The organism is Gynuella sunshinyii YC6258, from assembly GCF_000940805.1.
Lineage (GTDB): Bacteria > Pseudomonadota > Gammaproteobacteria > Pseudomonadales > Natronospirillaceae > Gynuella > Gynuella sunshinyii.
Map to the genome: position 1 here is coordinate 605,139 of NZ_CP007142.1, position 14,212 is coordinate 619,350.

The 14,212-nt window shown below is 46.2% G+C and carries 17 protein-coding genes; 4 read left to right on the plus strand and 13 right to left on the minus strand.

The annotated features are described in order from the left end of the window. Positions 1-592 precede the first annotated feature (592 nt). A complete protein-coding gene (locus tag YC6258_RS02735; protein ID WP_044615686.1) occupies positions 593-1,495 on the minus strand; it encodes an alpha/beta hydrolase in 903 nt (300 codons plus the stop codon). A gap of 683 nt (positions 1,496-2,178) precedes the next feature. On the opposite strand from YC6258_RS02735, the gene YC6258_RS02740 reads away from it, so the two are divergent. The 3 genes from YC6258_RS02740 to YC6258_RS02750 all read left to right on the plus strand — a co-directional run bounded on the left by YC6258_RS02740 (position 2,179) and on the right by YC6258_RS02750 (position 4,250). After that, on the plus strand, positions 2,179-2,688 hold the full coding sequence (locus YC6258_RS02740) for a DUF6622 family protein (protein ID WP_044615687.1): 510 nt from the start codon (positions 2,179-2,181) through the stop codon (positions 2,686-2,688). Between the two features lie 546 nt (positions 2,689-3,234). Further along, complete coding sequence (locus YC6258_RS31285; protein WP_211264617.1) at positions 3,235-3,426, plus strand: helix-turn-helix domain-containing protein; 192 nt, start codon at positions 3,235-3,237, stop codon at positions 3,424-3,426. Positions 3,427-3,644: 218 nt separating this feature from the next. Further along, positions 3,645-4,250, plus strand: a complete 606-nt coding sequence (locus tag YC6258_RS02750) for a DUF4291 domain-containing protein (RefSeq protein WP_044615688.1) — start codon at positions 3,645-3,647, stop codon at positions 4,248-4,250. Positions 4,251-4,260: 10 nt separating this feature from the next. Here YC6258_RS02750 and YC6258_RS02755 read toward each other — a convergent pair whose 3' ends face one another. The 10 genes from YC6258_RS02755 to YC6258_RS02800 all read right to left on the minus strand — a co-directional run bounded on the left by YC6258_RS02755 (position 4,261) and on the right by YC6258_RS02800 (position 12,734). Next, a complete protein-coding gene (locus YC6258_RS02755; protein ID WP_044615689.1) occupies positions 4,261-4,596 on the minus strand; it encodes a hypothetical protein in 336 nt (111 codons plus the stop codon). A gap of 18 nt (positions 4,597-4,614) precedes the next feature. Next, positions 4,615-4,896, minus strand: coding sequence for a hypothetical protein (locus YC6258_RS02760; RefSeq protein ID WP_044615690.1), 282 nt, complete (start codon positions 4,894-4,896; stop codon positions 4,615-4,617). Between the two features lie 43 nt (positions 4,897-4,939). Next, positions 4,940-5,218 carry a hypothetical protein gene (locus tag YC6258_RS02765; RefSeq protein WP_044615691.1) on the minus strand — a complete coding sequence of 93 codons (279 nt, stop codon included), beginning with the start codon at positions 5,216-5,218 and terminating at the stop codon, positions 4,940-4,942. An 11-nt stretch (positions 5,219-5,229) separates the two neighbouring features. Continuing rightward, complete coding sequence (locus YC6258_RS30120) at positions 5,230-8,892, minus strand: LysM peptidoglycan-binding domain-containing protein (RefSeq protein ID WP_052830018.1); 3,663 nt, start codon at positions 8,890-8,892, stop codon at positions 5,230-5,232. 110 nt (positions 8,893-9,002) lie between these two features. After that, positions 9,003-9,332, minus strand: coding sequence for a hypothetical protein (locus YC6258_RS02775; RefSeq protein WP_044615692.1), 330 nt, complete (start codon positions 9,330-9,332; stop codon positions 9,003-9,005). Then, the gene (locus YC6258_RS02780) at positions 9,329-9,784 is read right to left on the minus strand and encodes a hypothetical protein (protein WP_144407537.1); all 456 of its coding nucleotides are present in this window, start codon (positions 9,782-9,784) and stop codon (positions 9,329-9,331) included. Before YC6258_RS02780 ends, YC6258_RS02775 begins: the two co-directional genes overlap by 4 nt. Positions 9,785-9,804: 20 nt before the next feature. Further along, the gene (locus YC6258_RS02785) at positions 9,805-10,203 is read right to left on the minus strand and encodes a hypothetical protein (protein ID WP_044615694.1); all 399 of its coding nucleotides are present in this window, start codon (positions 10,201-10,203) and stop codon (positions 9,805-9,807) included. Next, positions 10,203-10,706 (minus strand): hypothetical protein, encoded by a 504-nt coding sequence (locus YC6258_RS02790; RefSeq protein ID WP_144407538.1) that lies wholly within the window; start codon positions 10,704-10,706, stop codon positions 10,203-10,205. The genes YC6258_RS02785 and YC6258_RS02790 overlap by 1 nt, the downstream gene beginning before the upstream one ends. A gap of 29 nt (positions 10,707-10,735) precedes the next feature. Beyond that, positions 10,736-11,047 (minus strand): hypothetical protein, encoded by a 312-nt coding sequence (locus YC6258_RS02795; RefSeq protein ID WP_144407539.1) that lies wholly within the window; start codon positions 11,045-11,047, stop codon positions 10,736-10,738. 1 nt (position 11,048) lies between these two features. Next, complete coding sequence (locus tag YC6258_RS02800; RefSeq protein WP_144407540.1) at positions 11,049-12,734, minus strand: hypothetical protein; 1,686 nt, start codon at positions 12,732-12,734, stop codon at positions 11,049-11,051. Here YC6258_RS02800 and YC6258_RS29480 point away from each other — a divergent pair. Continuing rightward, a complete protein-coding gene (locus tag YC6258_RS29480; protein ID WP_144407541.1) occupies positions 12,729-13,091 on the plus strand; it encodes a hypothetical protein in 363 nt (120 codons plus the stop codon). The genes YC6258_RS02800 and YC6258_RS29480 overlap by 6 nt on opposite strands. A gap of 263 nt (positions 13,092-13,354) precedes the next feature. Here the strand turns inward: YC6258_RS29480 and YC6258_RS02805 are convergent, their stop codons facing one another. Both YC6258_RS02805 and YC6258_RS02810 read right to left on the minus strand, forming a co-directional pair. Then, positions 13,355-13,882: a hypothetical protein gene (locus YC6258_RS02805; protein WP_044615698.1), complete on the minus strand. Its 528-nt coding sequence runs from the start codon at positions 13,880-13,882 to the stop codon at positions 13,355-13,357. Between the two features lie 27 nt (positions 13,883-13,909). Beyond that, the gene (locus YC6258_RS02810; protein WP_044615699.1) at positions 13,910-14,212 is read right to left on the minus strand and encodes a hypothetical protein; all 303 of its coding nucleotides are present in this window, start codon (positions 14,210-14,212) and stop codon (positions 13,910-13,912) included.

Below are 14,212 nucleotides of genomic sequence, written 5' to 3' on the forward strand. Positions count from 1 at the left end.
TATATAAGACTGTTTGGAGAGATGATAGTAGGGTTTAATCAGCAGATGTTCGATATGCATTGCATGCACTTTGAGTTGACGCGCTAGTTTCACAGTCTTATCTCCCTTATGCTGGCAGTTAACAACGATGTCAGAAGGATGAGTAGTTGATAACGTTTAAATTTTTGCCAGATAGAATTGTGAGCGAATTTAACAACAGCAAAATGTCGATGACACTATAAGGCAAATATTTTTTTTTGTCAGATATTGATCAAAATTATCTATTTGCAAAAACAAATATCGTGATCGAATAAACACATTAACCATAAAAATTATTGGGTTATAAGTTTTATTGTTTTCTTGATAACATTTTTTTGGATAGACAAATCTTATCAGCTCATAGAATACCAGAAGCCTGGAAACCCAAGAGTGAGAATCAATCGAGTAATACAGGTGAGGAAACCAGGGCAAAGCAAAAACCTGAGACCCATTCGCCTGAAGCGGATTCAGGCTGGTCGGTGATTGAGGCACAGGAAGTACCTCGCCGGATATGCGAGAGCTTATACACCCATGATGGTTGTGACTCTGTTCGTCGTCGCTCTCTTGAAGTGCCTCACTGGTTACTGTTTGCTTTAAAGTGAGTATTGATAAATTGGCCTGCCTGTTCGATAGAAGCCATACCTTCATCCAGAAAAGGTGCAAATAGCTGCCAGGAATGGCACATACCCGGCCACACTCTCAGGTCCACCTGTACGTTCGCTGCGTGAAGTCGTTCAGCCAGTGTCAGAGTGTCATCAAGCAGAAACTCTCTGGTACCCACATGCAACAAAACAGGCGGTAGACCGGCCAGATTTGCATAAAGTGGGGTAATTCTGGAGTCGTGTCGGTCAGTATTGCCGAGATAGCAGGCGGTAAACAATCCGGCCAGTTCTTTGTTGAGCAAAGGGGCATCAGCCTTGGTGTTGTGGGATCCGCCTTCATCGGCAAAATCCAGTGCCGGTGACATTAAAATGAGGCTGCCGGGCAGTTTAAAGCCTTCATCGCGCGCCCGTACAACCGTAGAGAGCGCCAGATTACCACCCGCTGAATCGCCACCGACAGAAATGTTCCCGGCATTATAACCCTGCTCAAGTGCCCATACATATGCAGCATAAGCATCATCATGTGCCGTAGGTACCATAAACTCAGGAGCCAATCGATAATCAACACTGAGCACTCTGGTTCCGGTTACCCGGGCCAGATTGGCGGAAATTGTGCGATGAGTACGGGTAGAGCCAAACATAAAACCACCGCCATGGTAGTAAATCACCAGTTTCCGGTTATCACAGCCGGGAAACTGAAAGAACTCACCGCCGATAGGCCCAAGACTAACGGTTTCCATTATGACGCTATCAGGTAATGGTAAGTCTGCATAGGCGGCTTCAAACCACTTACGCAACTCTATTGGAGAACTATTCTCAGGTGGTGGGTTTGCTGCGGCTTGTTGAAGTATGGTGTTTAGCTGATCAATTGACATCGAGATTCCTGCGATTGTAATGGTTATTGTTATGAACTCCGCATCGACGGAATATTTACAACAACGCAATCACTGTGCCTGACGAACACCTGAATGAAGTTGATGCATTGATAAGTTATTGAAATTAAAGAAAGAAAAAACGCCAAACACCGGTTCCTGAAACCAATTCAGACTACGTGACTTAATGAGGGGATTAACTAAATGATAAAAACCATCCATTGGCCTGAACGAAGAATTCTTCAAATGCACAATAAAAACTACATATTCCCAAGGCATAGAGTGGACACGCCGCAGTCAATCTCTTGAGTCAAACCGACTCAGCAGACTTATCTTTTACCCACCTGTTTAAGGATGGAAAAGCAGTTTCTCCGGATGTATGGAAATAGAAAGTTCTGAACGAAGCCGTCATGGCCCAGACCATTGGTTTACCTGTGAAAGCAACCAATCCATAAGTTGCCATGAACCCTCAGGAATGATCTAAGGTAATTGAATCATCACCTGTACGGGCCGTTCGGGAATACCCGGCCCAGCTCAATGAAAATGCCATATTTGGCTCTCCAGGCAGTCATACTCAGGGGCACAGTGACTAAACAGTGACCTCACCGTGACTTTTGGTACCTGCTGATCCTCGCCATTTGCACCTAATCTGGGACGGTCAATCACAAACACCCAAAGGTTTTATTATGATCTCAATGATCGATATTCTTAGCGGCGCACCTTTCTGGGCTTGGCTGGTATTAGCCTATGGTCTGACCGTTGGAAACAGGGGACTTCAACCCCGCAAGATCAGCATTCGCAGGAATGTGCTGCCCACCTGTTTTTTCCTCTATCTGAGTATTTCGTCTCTCATACATGCCTCTCAGCAATTTCCATCAATCGGGATTGTGTGGCTGATAGCAGTGGTGATTGGTGCAACAATCAGTTTCTGCTTTTTAACCCCGCCACCGATTGCAGAGCTGTCAGATCGTCACGGGCTTATGGTTCAAGGCAGTGTCACATTTCTGATCATCTTCCCAATAATATTTATGGCTAAATTTACCTATGGGGTAATGGTCGCCATTGCTCCTGATAAATTGTTGAATATAGGGTTCGAAGTTGTCTTTTTTACCATTACCGGCCTGTCTACAGGAGTTCTGGTTGGCAGGACCTTTAGCTACTTCAAACATTATTTGGAACTCAATGCGGAAAGTTGATATGAATCCGGCGCTTTTGTGGACTCTGCGCATATTTATCTACGCAACCTTGTTTCAGGCGCTCATTCGTATGTACACAGCAGGTGTGACCGTCATTTGGACCTGGAGTATAGGCGCGATGGTCTTCGCCCTGTTACTGCCGATTGGAAAATGGAAAAATCGCTGGTCTCCCTACATGATTCTGGCTGTTCTGATTGTCGAAGCAGTATTCGCCATGACGGGGATGCTCCTGAACCCAGTGCCCGGCGTGTTGCAGTTTGCGTTTTTTATCCTTCTGACGCTGTCAGCGCAGCTTCCAAGACCGTTGTCGATTTTATCGTACCTGCTGTTACTGCTGATGAACCATCTGCCTTTTGTCCTGGTCTCGCATGGCCAGGCAAACTGGGATTTCGTATTCGACCTGCTGCCGGATCAATTGGTCTTCATTGCCTTTTCCGAAATACTCTGGCAATCCCGCAGAGTCATCGAAGAAAACCGAAAACTCATTGATGAACTGGTAGAGCACAACGATAACTGTACCCGGAGCATAAACCAGCTGCTGAAGCTGTGGTTTTCTCCAAACGGGATAAAGAAGTACTTGCACTCATTGCCAAAGGTTTCAGTAACAAAGAAATCGCTGATCGCCTGTTCTTGGCTGAAGGTCCCGTTAAAAACCGAGTCAGCATGATTCTGGAAAAAACCGGAGTTCGTAATCGTACCGAAGCTGCGTTAAAAGCGAGGGAGATTGGAGTGCTTTGATTACTACAGCAGATTAGACTGAAGCATCGTTCATGATCATACTACGGATGAATATAGCCAAAGCCCGTTGTGACAGAATGGGTTACATTTGCTGGTTTTCAGGCAGATATTTTTGCCATTAGTTTCTGATATTTCGAAACGAACACTAACGCCATCGAACACAAAACAATTGATAATCTCGCTATTAACCTTGGACAGCTCTACAGGTAACGTATCGAATGACTATTCCAACTCGCCAGATTCGAGCGGTTTACGATGATAAAACTATTCGGGTTTATCAGGCTTACAGCGACGCTATTGCTGACTCTGCGCTTGAACATGGCACATTTGAATCGCCACCGTTTAAGATGGAACGCATGACGTGGATTAAACCCTCATTCCTCTGGATGATGTATCGCGCTGGCTGGGGCAAAAAAGATGCGGGGCAAAAGCGGATTTTGGCTATTGACATAACGCGAAAAGGTTTTGAGTGGGCCTTAGAAAACAGCTTACTGAGCCATGATGCCAACAAATATAAAAACAAAGACGAGTGGCTAAAAATAAAAAAAGCCACGCCAGTTCGTATTCAGTGGGATCCGGAACGTGACTTACATTTACAACCGTTAGAGTATCGCGCGATTCAGATCGGACTTACCAATGAAGCCGTTCCACTCTATGTGAACGAGTGGATTCAGCAAATCACTGACGTAACTGACCTGGCGACTGAGATACATGGACTGGTTGAGCAAGGAGAGCTGGCAGCCGCGGAAGAGCGACTACCAGTTGAAGAAGAATTTACTATTTCTTCTAAGACTATTAGGGATCATTTAAACATCAATGACTAACCTCAACCAATCACTCCGGGTTATACGATCCAAATAAACCATATACAACTTGACCAGATAATACAGCACCCTCAAATTCTGATTGCGCTGGCAAGTTATCGATATAATCAGGCCACTGCTGCTTTATGTGCTCACTCCAGTCACTAATTGCCATTTCGTGTATTGGTTGAAGAATTTCTTCTACATGCAATCCATCACTAGCCAACTTTTTTAAGGCTCTTTCAGTGGCTTCAACATAACTACTGCCTTGCGCATAACAACTAATAAATGCCTCACTAACATTTGAAGGCATTATTGAATTTTCCATAGCCTTCACTCGAAAGGGCACGATAAATACATTTGACATAAATTAATCCTAATAATCCTATAGGTCCTCGGGATCAACAATTCTGACCGTAGAAGGATCTAATGAATCCCTTAGCCATTGAATTTGTTCTGGGGTTCGCAATCCAAATTGATCTGCGGCTTTAATATCTACTTGCAATGGAGCAAGAGGGTTTGATTTTGCAGCTGTCAAATCATGAACAGACGTTGCTCTTAGCTTATCAAGCAATGTTGTATCAACATCAACAGCAGTGATTGTCGCATCGCCATTTCTGTTCACTAGAGCAAATTCTTTGGCTCTTTCTGGCTGGCCAAAGTTCACAGTGTCACCACCCAGAGTCTCACAATGCGCAGTGGTTGTACCATTAACTGCTTACTAAGCTATCAAGTGCTATCTTGTGCATGTTTTCAGGATAATCTATAGCAATACTTACTTGCCAATTACCTGACATTGCTTGACTTACAGAAACTCCAGACACGGGCACAAATAACCTCTTACCTGCATCATTGGATACTAGCACCCGCTCTCCAAATGCCTTTTCAACTTCACTTCTGCGAGAAAAACTTTCTAATAGAAGGGGGCCCGTAAGAATAGTTTTTCCATTTTTCCCAAGCATTACATCTTTAACCATCATTAGATCCATTGACTAAATCCTTATCGGTTTTGAATATAAAGTAAATCTTTTACATCTCTAATTTTGACTGGCCCATCTGGCGCTTTTTGCAAACGAGTAATGGCGTCCCTAAGCAATGTAACTCGCTCTGTCGAAGTGAGGTCCGGGGCAAAACGGGCAGCACGAATACTTGCCTGGGCTTCTTCCAAATGTAGAAGATCCTGTGTTTTTCCAGCAACTAAAGCTTCCTGATGCCCTACAATTTCATGCGCAAGGGTACCTTTAATACTTATGCGAGAATTAGCCGTTAATGTACCTATACCAACATCGCCAGGGACTACATCTGAACCAATGTTCAAAATTTGCTGACCGAACATATCTCCGTATGCTGTATTAAGGTTGCGATCATCGACCCACCGTATGTCTACATCTTTTAGGTCGAAATTGGACAAGTAACTTTCGACCTGCGCTCTTTGTTCTATTGAGAGCGGAACTTCGCCACGGATACCCCCTGACTCTACTTTATAGAGTGTAGGAGTCGTACTGTCTGTAACAACAGGCACATCATCAGCCGCCCGACCTGCGGCAGATCCAAGCCTGCCCAGTGCCTTGGAGACACCGAATCCTACTGCGAATTCGCCAGCACTACTACCCAGAGCTTCATAATCACCATCCACGAATGCTTTCAGTGGACTGAGTGCGCCGTGCACGGTGCCTCCTATTATTTTCCCTCCGGTCAGTAGCACGCCGTTCGTTTCGATGCTCTGGCCTACCCAGCTGTCACTTTGATATTCGGCGTTTTCACCGGTCACTAAGTTGCTGGCGGCTGTGTAAGACTCACCGACCGCATCACTGACCGTCAATCCTGTTTCGACAGCAAGTGTTCCGAGTCCATTGGCAATATTGCCAGGTGCTTCACTTAACCCTTTTATAAACTGTCCGGCTTTGTTGAACGTAAAAAACGCTTCCATATCTGACATGGGGGTTATCGTTCCATATGACGCTGGATACAGATGTAATGTGTCAATGGTTGGCAGGTTCTGTATATCCGCCCAGCTTTGCACAAATGCTTGCCGTTCCTCGTCACTTAAATTATTCAGGTGTTCACTGATGGTTGGGTCAGCCATCAGTTGTGCCTGAATTGCGTCGAGTGATTGCAGGTTAAGCCCGGCCAAGGTCTGAAACTCCAGTGCTCCGCCAGCTGTCTCATAATCCGCCGCTAAACGCTCAGCCGAGAAGTTGATGTCGATGGTGTCTTTAAAGGCCTGGTTACTGGCATACAGGCCACTGAACTTGCCGGTTTTGCTGTCCTGCAGGAACAGGCTGAAGCCTTTGCCGCTGTCGATGACGTTTTGCACAAAATCCCGGGCGCTGTAGCCGCCTTCGTCACCTTTGAAGTCAATACCGGCACGGTTGTAGAGGGTTTCGAACATTTCTTCGATGCCGGCACCTATGGCGGTGGCGGCGGGGCGATCATCCTGTTGTCCCTGGTCGATGAGGGTCTGGTTGACGATGGCGAGGTTTTGGGCGGTGACGCCGTTGATGTTTTCACCCAGGTCCATCATCAGCATTTCCATGGTCAGTTCGCCCTTCTGGTACTGTTCCATCAGTGGGGCGAATTTGCCGGCGTCGGCGCGTTGGCTCATGACATTGAGCATCTGGCCGAGCAGTTGTTGCTGGTCGGTTTTGAAGGCATCGGGGTTGCTTTGATAGAAACGTGCCTGATCTGCGGCACGCTGTTGTAACAGTTTTGTTTGTACCTGGTTATTCCAGTTCTGATACCAGTCGCTGTTGCCGATGGCTTTGGTGATACCACCACCAATGAAGTTCCCGACTTCAGAGCCGACGGCGTTTTCGAAATAGCTGTAGGCGGCGTCTTCATCGATCAGGCTCAATGCTCCGGCGGTAATGGTTTTCAGGGCACTGCGGTTGACGATGGCATCCAGGGTATAGCTGGTGACGGTTTGACCTTGCTGGTTGGTGGTGGTGCCCACATGGCTGTCGATCACGGCAGTAATCGTACCGCCAATGGCACCAACCCAGTCACCGGCGGTAAGCTTGCCATCGTTGCGGATGGCGGTTTCCGCCAGGTTCAGCCAGGGGCTGATGTAGTTGCTGTTTTCTTTGATGAAGTTGAGGCTGGTGCTGAGCGCGCCTTTGCCCGTCAGTTCGCTGGCCCCGATGGCGGCCAGGGCCACACCGCTCCAGTTGGTGATGTGGCCGTTTTCATCCATGGCCTGTACCGCAGCAGCAGCTGCTTTGAGGGCCGGTTGGGCGATTTTGGCCACACTTTGGATTTTGGCCAGGCTGCTGGCAGTTTCGGCTGCTTTTCCAAACCCCCCGGCGGCTCCGGTCAGAGCACCGACGATGGCCTGTTTGCCAACGGCTTTCCAGTCAAATCCTTCCTGCAATCCCAGGGCAATGCCTACGCCCTGGCGTACCACTTCCGCGCCGGCAAACAATATGGCGCCGGCCAGGGCATAACCGGCCACGGTGGCGGCAGCGCCTAGTCCGCTGAACAGTGTCGTGGCCAGGGCAGTCCCCAGACCTGGTAACAGGAAGGTGGCAACGGCGACCACCACCACGGCAACGATGATCATGAAGAAGCTGGCGCATTTTTTCTTCTTCGCTTTTTGCCGGACGTTCGGCATGGTGGAGCCGATGATCTCACTCTCGTTGTAGAGTTTGTGGGTTTCGGAGTCGATCTTGCCGCTTTCGACACTGTTGGGGATGGTGATGGTCTGCCCGGCTTTCAGGCTGTCTGAGCCGCTCAGGCCATTGGCTTCGGCCAGGATGAACCAGAGGTTGGCATTACCCAGCAGGGAGGCTGCGACCTGACGCAGGGTTTCGCCACCGGTGGCAGTAAAGCTGCTCAGAGCACTGGACGGGAAGTCGTCGCCCAGGTTTTTCACCGGGTTGTAGCTTTCGGTGCCGAGATTGACCACGTTGTGGCCTTTGTCGTCGGTGCCTTTATCACCGACAGCATTGCCATTGGCATAGAAGTAGTTGCGCTGATGGGTTTTCAGGTCTTTGTCGGCCGGGTCGATACGGCGGAAGACGATTTGACCATCGTTGTTGTACTGGAAGTTGCCGGTTTCAGTCTGGCCATTAGTGTCTTCTGACTTACCGAAGGACGTCATATGACCGTTGGCGTCATAGCTGAAGCTGGTGGTGGTGGTCTTGGTGTTTGATTTTTTAGTGCTGTCACCATTCAGGGTTTCACGCAGTTTTAATCCGGCACGGCTTTCGGTGATGTCGTCCCAGATGTGGCTGGTTTGTTTGCCATCCCGGCCCTCATAACTGCGAATGTCGGTTTTGGTCAGACGACCGGTGACATCGTGGCTGTTGACGGTCACGGAACGGCTGTCGCTGTCATTGCCATCGTATTTGGCCTGCCAGCTTTCAGTCCGGGTGTTGAGCGTACCTTCGGCGTTGTAGGTGTAGGTGCGCACGGTGCCACCATCGTCCCAGGTTTTGCGCAGGCCATTACTGTGGTAGGTGTAGTACTGGTGTTCACCAGATACGTGGTCGAGCATGGCGGTGAGTTTGCCGTTATGCCACTGGTATTCCAGGTGGGTGGTCTGAGTGCCTTTATTGCTTTCTGATGCGTAGTTGTCCCAACCCTGCACCTGGATCAGTTGTCCACTGGCGTTGTAGGCATAGCGCATGGCCACGTTGCGGTGGTGGTCGTGCCAGAAGGTCATGTCGCCGTTGTAGTTGTATTCGTAATGAATGTCGGCTTCGTTATTGCTGTAGGCTTAAAAAAACCCAGCTCGGGGGCTGGGTTTTCAACTAGTATCTGATTAGTTCAAGATTAATATTCATACGGGGTATCTTTCAAGCGTTCCTCTAGGTCAGAGGCTATCTCAGACATCAATTGACTATCACCAGAAGGCTCACAGCTATAAAACCAATTACCAATATCCTCATGGTGTTCAAGCATAAAGTACTCTCCTCTGCTTCGTAACTGCCACGATCGAGTACTAATGCCATCAGTGTTAGTTGTAATCTCAGCATCATAATACTTTTTGAAAAAACTAACTAAAGAATCAAAAAATTCTGAATCCTCTAATCCTAAGATGTGGTATTCAACTGGTTTGCCATCACTGGGTACATTTCTGTGAATCACTTTATTGCTCATCATAATCCAAGCCCCTTATTAACACTTTGCCGGGAACGCTGAGAACTATTAATAATCTCTTGGAATATTTGGTCACTTGTAGGATTGGAAACTCCATATTTATTAATCAATTTACTCTCAGTTTTTATCAAAAGGTCATCAAATGTTAAGTTTGTTTCTTCACGGAAAAGTCTATCAGCGGTAATGCGGTCTTGCATCATGACACGGGCTTCTGTTCTAAATTCATTACGTAAATCAAAAGCCTGTCTTGCTTGAACACTCAAGGGTTCAGATGTATTAAGCAAGTTAGGTATAGATGCCTCCTGCTGCAAATACCACTTGCGCGCATCCACATTAGAAAGAGTGCCTCTTACCGGATTATCACCATATTGAGAGTAAAACTCAGCACTCCTCTGATTTACTAAATCAGGACTAAATGAATCATTTGATAAGGTTGGTTTTCCTCCACTAAACACTAATGGTTTACTGTCTGGAACTACCCTTTAAGGTTATCAATTTTAGCTTTCTCTGCAATCACGTCCCAAACAAACCAACCATTAGGGTCTGTCGCAAGCATTGATCCCTCCATATAAAACTCTTCATAATCAATACTGGAACTTTTCTCTGGTAAATCCTTTTTCTCAAAGTAATAAACATCAAAATCATTAGGCTTATTAACTAGTTTAGAAACCTTTAATTTTGACTTAACGACTCCATCGAAGATTAATTTACATGGGGCGTCTACACCCAATGAATCAGCCAAGGGGTGCTCCGAACTACCTAAATCTATACCTTTGTCAAAACTAACAATCAATGTGTCTCCAACCCATTCAAATGAAGTGCAAACAGACTCAAAAAAACCGATTTCATCAAAAAAACCTTCAATTACGGACATTATTGTTTCTTCCTCAATATGATAGAAATCATGTCTTCAGGGTTAATGGGGCTCGTTCCTCCTGTTTGCCCGAAACTCACATTCGAGAACGTATTCTGGTAACTATCTACTTGAGTCAATGGGGTCTTATAGTTAACCACATCGAATCCCATATTGTTCAATTGATTCTCAGATGGAAACTGTTTGATCTTGACATATGGATTTCCTTTAGTCGCAGCGATTGTGAATTCTCCACCTGGCTCCAAGATGCGATGTGCTTCCGCTAAAATGTCAGACGCAAACATGTTCTTACGACCAGGAATATATGGATTTAGAGCAGAAAGCTGACTAGTAGAACCATTAGGAATAAAGTCTAGACCGCCAGTAATATCCGCTTTAACACCAATAGTTGCATCAATATCAACATTTACAGCCCCTTTGAGCTGTGATGTTTCACCACCGAATAAATCCACCTTCAGTTGTTTAGAATCAGCTAGAAGATCTTTCGCTTCCGAAGCAGACACAGCCTGACTAAACAAGTTCTTGTTTGGAACTACCTACTAAGAACTCTCTCGTCTAACTCGATCTCTGCACATACTGCTGCTAAAAACTTAGATAATCCCTTATTTTCTTTTTCCAGACTTGCAGCTAACTCTTTTAAGAAACCATCAAATTTATTAAGTCCATTAGCATCAAGCTCATCAACACAAATCATATTCATTCCAAATACGTCGATGGTTTCAAGTAGCCCTTTCCCAAACTCAGTATCACCTACTTTATTTCGTAAAATATTGACAATAAAATTGAAGTCGACGGTCCGAACATCAAAGGTTTTTTGTTTGCTTAGCATAATTGTTCCAGACATATTACTGCACCAAGTAAATTACTTTCTGTTGAGAGCTGGCCGGAAGTGTCTCCACAAACTCAAACAACCGGCTCTTGTTTTGCTCTGTCAAAAACCTAGTATCAAAAGGCATTAAATCAACTCCATCTGGTTTCGCTAGCTTATTGGCAACAGACTGTGAAAATTTTGGAAATGTTTTATCAAAATATTGATTTATCTTCGAAGCTTGATCGAATGTATCTGGAGTTAATTTAAGATCGATTCTTGCTCCTGCAAAATCACCTGAATTAACAACAAAATCAGCACTCGTTCCACCAGGCGCTCTGTCAAGAGTACCGCCTAGATAATACTCCATCTCAGCCGCAGCTCCAGCCTCACCAGGAGCGTACACATTTCGATCCAAATCAATATCATTAAGTCTGCGTTGAGCAGCTATATCAACCGGATTACGAGCAGTGATTGAAGTTGGACGGTCAACATTCAATGTGAGGCGCTGTGCTCCTTGTGCTGTCTTATCAATACGTCTGACTAATGGACTTTGCAAGCCTTTAATCAAATCAATGGGGTTACTGTTGAGTCTGGTAAAGGCTTCCGTATTCCATATGACCGGGGATCTTAAACCATATTTGGCCCCCCTCACACCGTTGACCAGGCTTTTGGAGGCTCTCAAGATACCTTTGCTGGCGGCAGTGGCCGCTTTACCCACACCAGAGGCAGACATAGCGGCTTCAAAGACCAGGTTGGCGGTGGCATGTGTTCGGGCATCCCTTGGAGCATATTCGTTGCTGACTGTTTGTATGGAGTCCCAGATACCGTCTACTGTCGCCGCACCTAAGTAGTTCAAGACGGCACCTGGTAAGGCGAGGCCACTGTCAATAGGGTTCATTTCGCCACTGACCAGGAATTTTACGTAATCGCCAGAAGCGTCCAGATATTCATCTGTCGGTCTGTTGGCCATATTCAGAGCGGCCAGGTTGAGCGAACTTTCGGTATACCCTTGAGTGGCATCCACGAAACTGTTTCCACCGGTGGCCACGGCCTGATCGATGGCCAGTAAGGGGAACGCCATCGTTTCTTCACTCATTAATCGTCCGGTTTCACGGAAATATCCTTTGATGGCGTCATCCCGGCTGATGCCTTCGGGTAGGTAAACGCCATATTGTTGAACATCGTCTTCATAGCCATATGAGTCAAAAATGCTGTTCAGGTCTGCATTGAACGCCCCTAATTCAGCTTCTTTTCCTGGGAATACGGTGCGTTGGTTAAACCATCCCCGATCTAAATACCCAAAAGCTTCGCCGAGATTGGCCAGGTTAGGGGTTAACCCGAACATTTCAGCGTTAAATCCTTCACGCTGAACATGGCTATTAAAGTACTCCAGTTGTTGTTCAGAGACACCGATAACCCGTTGATCAACATCGGTCAAATCACCGGATGAGAGTTGCATTAGCCGTTCAATATCGCCTTGGTAATATTCTTTGAGAAGCTGTGCGATGTCCTGTTCCGTAATATCCCCGGCTGAGATGCTGGAGGCCTGAAACTCCAATCCCCCGAACTCATAATCCGCCGCTAAACGCTCAGCCGAGAAGTTGATGTCGATGGTGTCTTTAAAGGCCTGGTTACTGGCATACAGGCCACTGAACTTGCCGGTTTTGCTGTCCTGCAGGAACAGGCTGAAGCCTTTGCCGCTGTCGATGACGTTTTGCACAAAATCCCGGGCGCTGTAGCCGCCTTCGTCCCCTTTGAAGTCAATACCGGCACGGTTGTAGAGGGTTTCGAACATTTCTTCGATGCCGGCACCTATGGCGGTGGCGGCGGTGCGATCATCCTGTTGTCCCTGGTCGATGAGGGTCTGGTTGACGATGGCGAGGTTTTGGGCGGTGACGCCGTTGATGTTTTCACCCAGGTCCATCATCAGCATTTCCATGGTCAGTTCGCCCTTCTGGTACTGTTCCATCAGTGGGGCGAATTTGCCGGCGTCGGCGCGTTGGCTCATGACATTGAGCATCTGGCCGAGCAGCTGTTGCTGGTCGGTTTTGAAGGCATCGGGGAAACCAGCAGCTAACGAAAAAACAGACGGACAAAAGAGTGTCCGAGCGATGGACGCATCCTGTACAGAATTGGAACCTCACGCTATCGCAACTGGCAATACACTTTGAGGGACGACTGAATGATCACATGGTGCTGTGATTTTTAGCTGACACAGAATTTTGAACACCCTCGTGTCACCACTCGGCGGACCACCGAATAAACACTTGATATAAAAATCCCAGCCAAACGGCTGGGATTCTCAACAATACTTCAAGCTGTTCTAAACCCTTGACTGTATTAGCTTCGACGAACATAAAACTCTTGCCCTGTTTTTTCATCAAGCAGGACATCTATTTCATTTTCGCTTCGAACAAGTTTCAAGTCTTCTGGAATCTGTTTACCATCAAAGTATTTATAATTAGCACTCAGCGATTTTTCGTAATTCCAGCCTTCAGGCACAACAACATTATTTAGCTTTGTTGGCCTTGCACAGCAAACCGATATAGGCTGATCTGGATTATTATTCCAATCTGTTTCACCAAAGTCAGCCCAATCGCAAAGAGTTGTCATCCCTCTTTGCTGATCGACAACGACGATATCGATAGACTTATCAGACTGTTTGAAGGTCAGCCCATTAGCCTTCAGATATTCAACATAAGCCTGAACATCCTTAGGAACCATAAAGTTGACACAAGCTAACTCACCATCAGAGCAAAGAGTTTTATTTGGAAGAGCAGCCATAAAAGCTTCTACCCCTCCAGAAAATTTCTTAACAATTGCTTCGCATCGGATAACAATAGACAAGGCTTCAATGAGAACGGCCAAGTGTAACCTCCATATATCAGCTGTTTTTTAAGATCGATATCGACTAGCTCGCCATTGCTTAAACTTAACTGGGTCAGGATCACCTTTTAAATCTAAATAATAATATATCTTCAAAGCTACACCTCCCACACCATCATGAAAAAATAAGTCGTCATCATGTAGTCCAATACCCAAACTATCGCAATATTCCTTATCTGTGAATTTTGAATAGAACTCGTGCGTTATCTCATTCGCTCTTACTTTGGAATATCCTAAATCAGAAACGAGCCTTATTATCACATCATCAAAAAATAGATTAGTATCTTCATCTGTTGGCAAAAGAGGTTCCAT

Bases quoted from the DNA above. Each gene is read 5' to 3' on its own strand.
- YC6258_RS02735 (WP_044615686.1), bottom strand. From the start codon at position 1,495: ATGTCAATTGATCAGCTAAACACCATACTTCAACAAGCCGCAGCAAAC.
- YC6258_RS02740 (WP_044615687.1), top strand. From the start codon at position 2,179: ATGATCTCAATGATCGATATTCTTAGCGGCGCACCTTTCTGGGCTTGG.
- YC6258_RS02750 (WP_044615688.1), top strand. From the start codon at position 3,645: ATGACTATTCCAACTCGCCAGATTCGAGCGGTTTACGATGATAAAACT.
- YC6258_RS02755 (WP_044615689.1), bottom strand. From the start codon at position 4,596: ATGTCAAATGTATTTATCGTGCCCTTTCGAGTGAAGGCTATGGAAAAT.
- YC6258_RS02765 (WP_044615691.1), bottom strand. From the start codon at position 5,218: ATGGATCTAATGATGGTTAAAGATGTAATGCTTGGGAAAAATGGAAAA.
- YC6258_RS30120 (WP_052830018.1), bottom strand. From the start codon at position 8,892: ATGACCTTCTGGCACGACCACCACCGCAACGTGGCCATGCGCTATGCC.
- YC6258_RS02775 (WP_044615692.1), bottom strand. From the start codon at position 9,332: ATGATGAGCAATAAAGTGATTCACAGAAATGTACCCAGTGATGGCAAA.
- YC6258_RS02785 (WP_044615694.1), bottom strand. From the start codon at position 10,203: ATGTCCGTAATTGAAGGTTTTTTTGATGAAATCGGTTTTTTTGAGTCT.
- YC6258_RS02795 (WP_144407539.1), bottom strand. From the start codon at position 11,047: ATGTCTGGAACAATTATGCTAAGCAAACAAAAAACCTTTGATGTTCGG.
- YC6258_RS02810 (WP_044615699.1), bottom strand. From the start codon at position 14,212: ATGGAACCTCTTTTGCCAACAGATGAAGATACTAATCTATTTTTTGAT.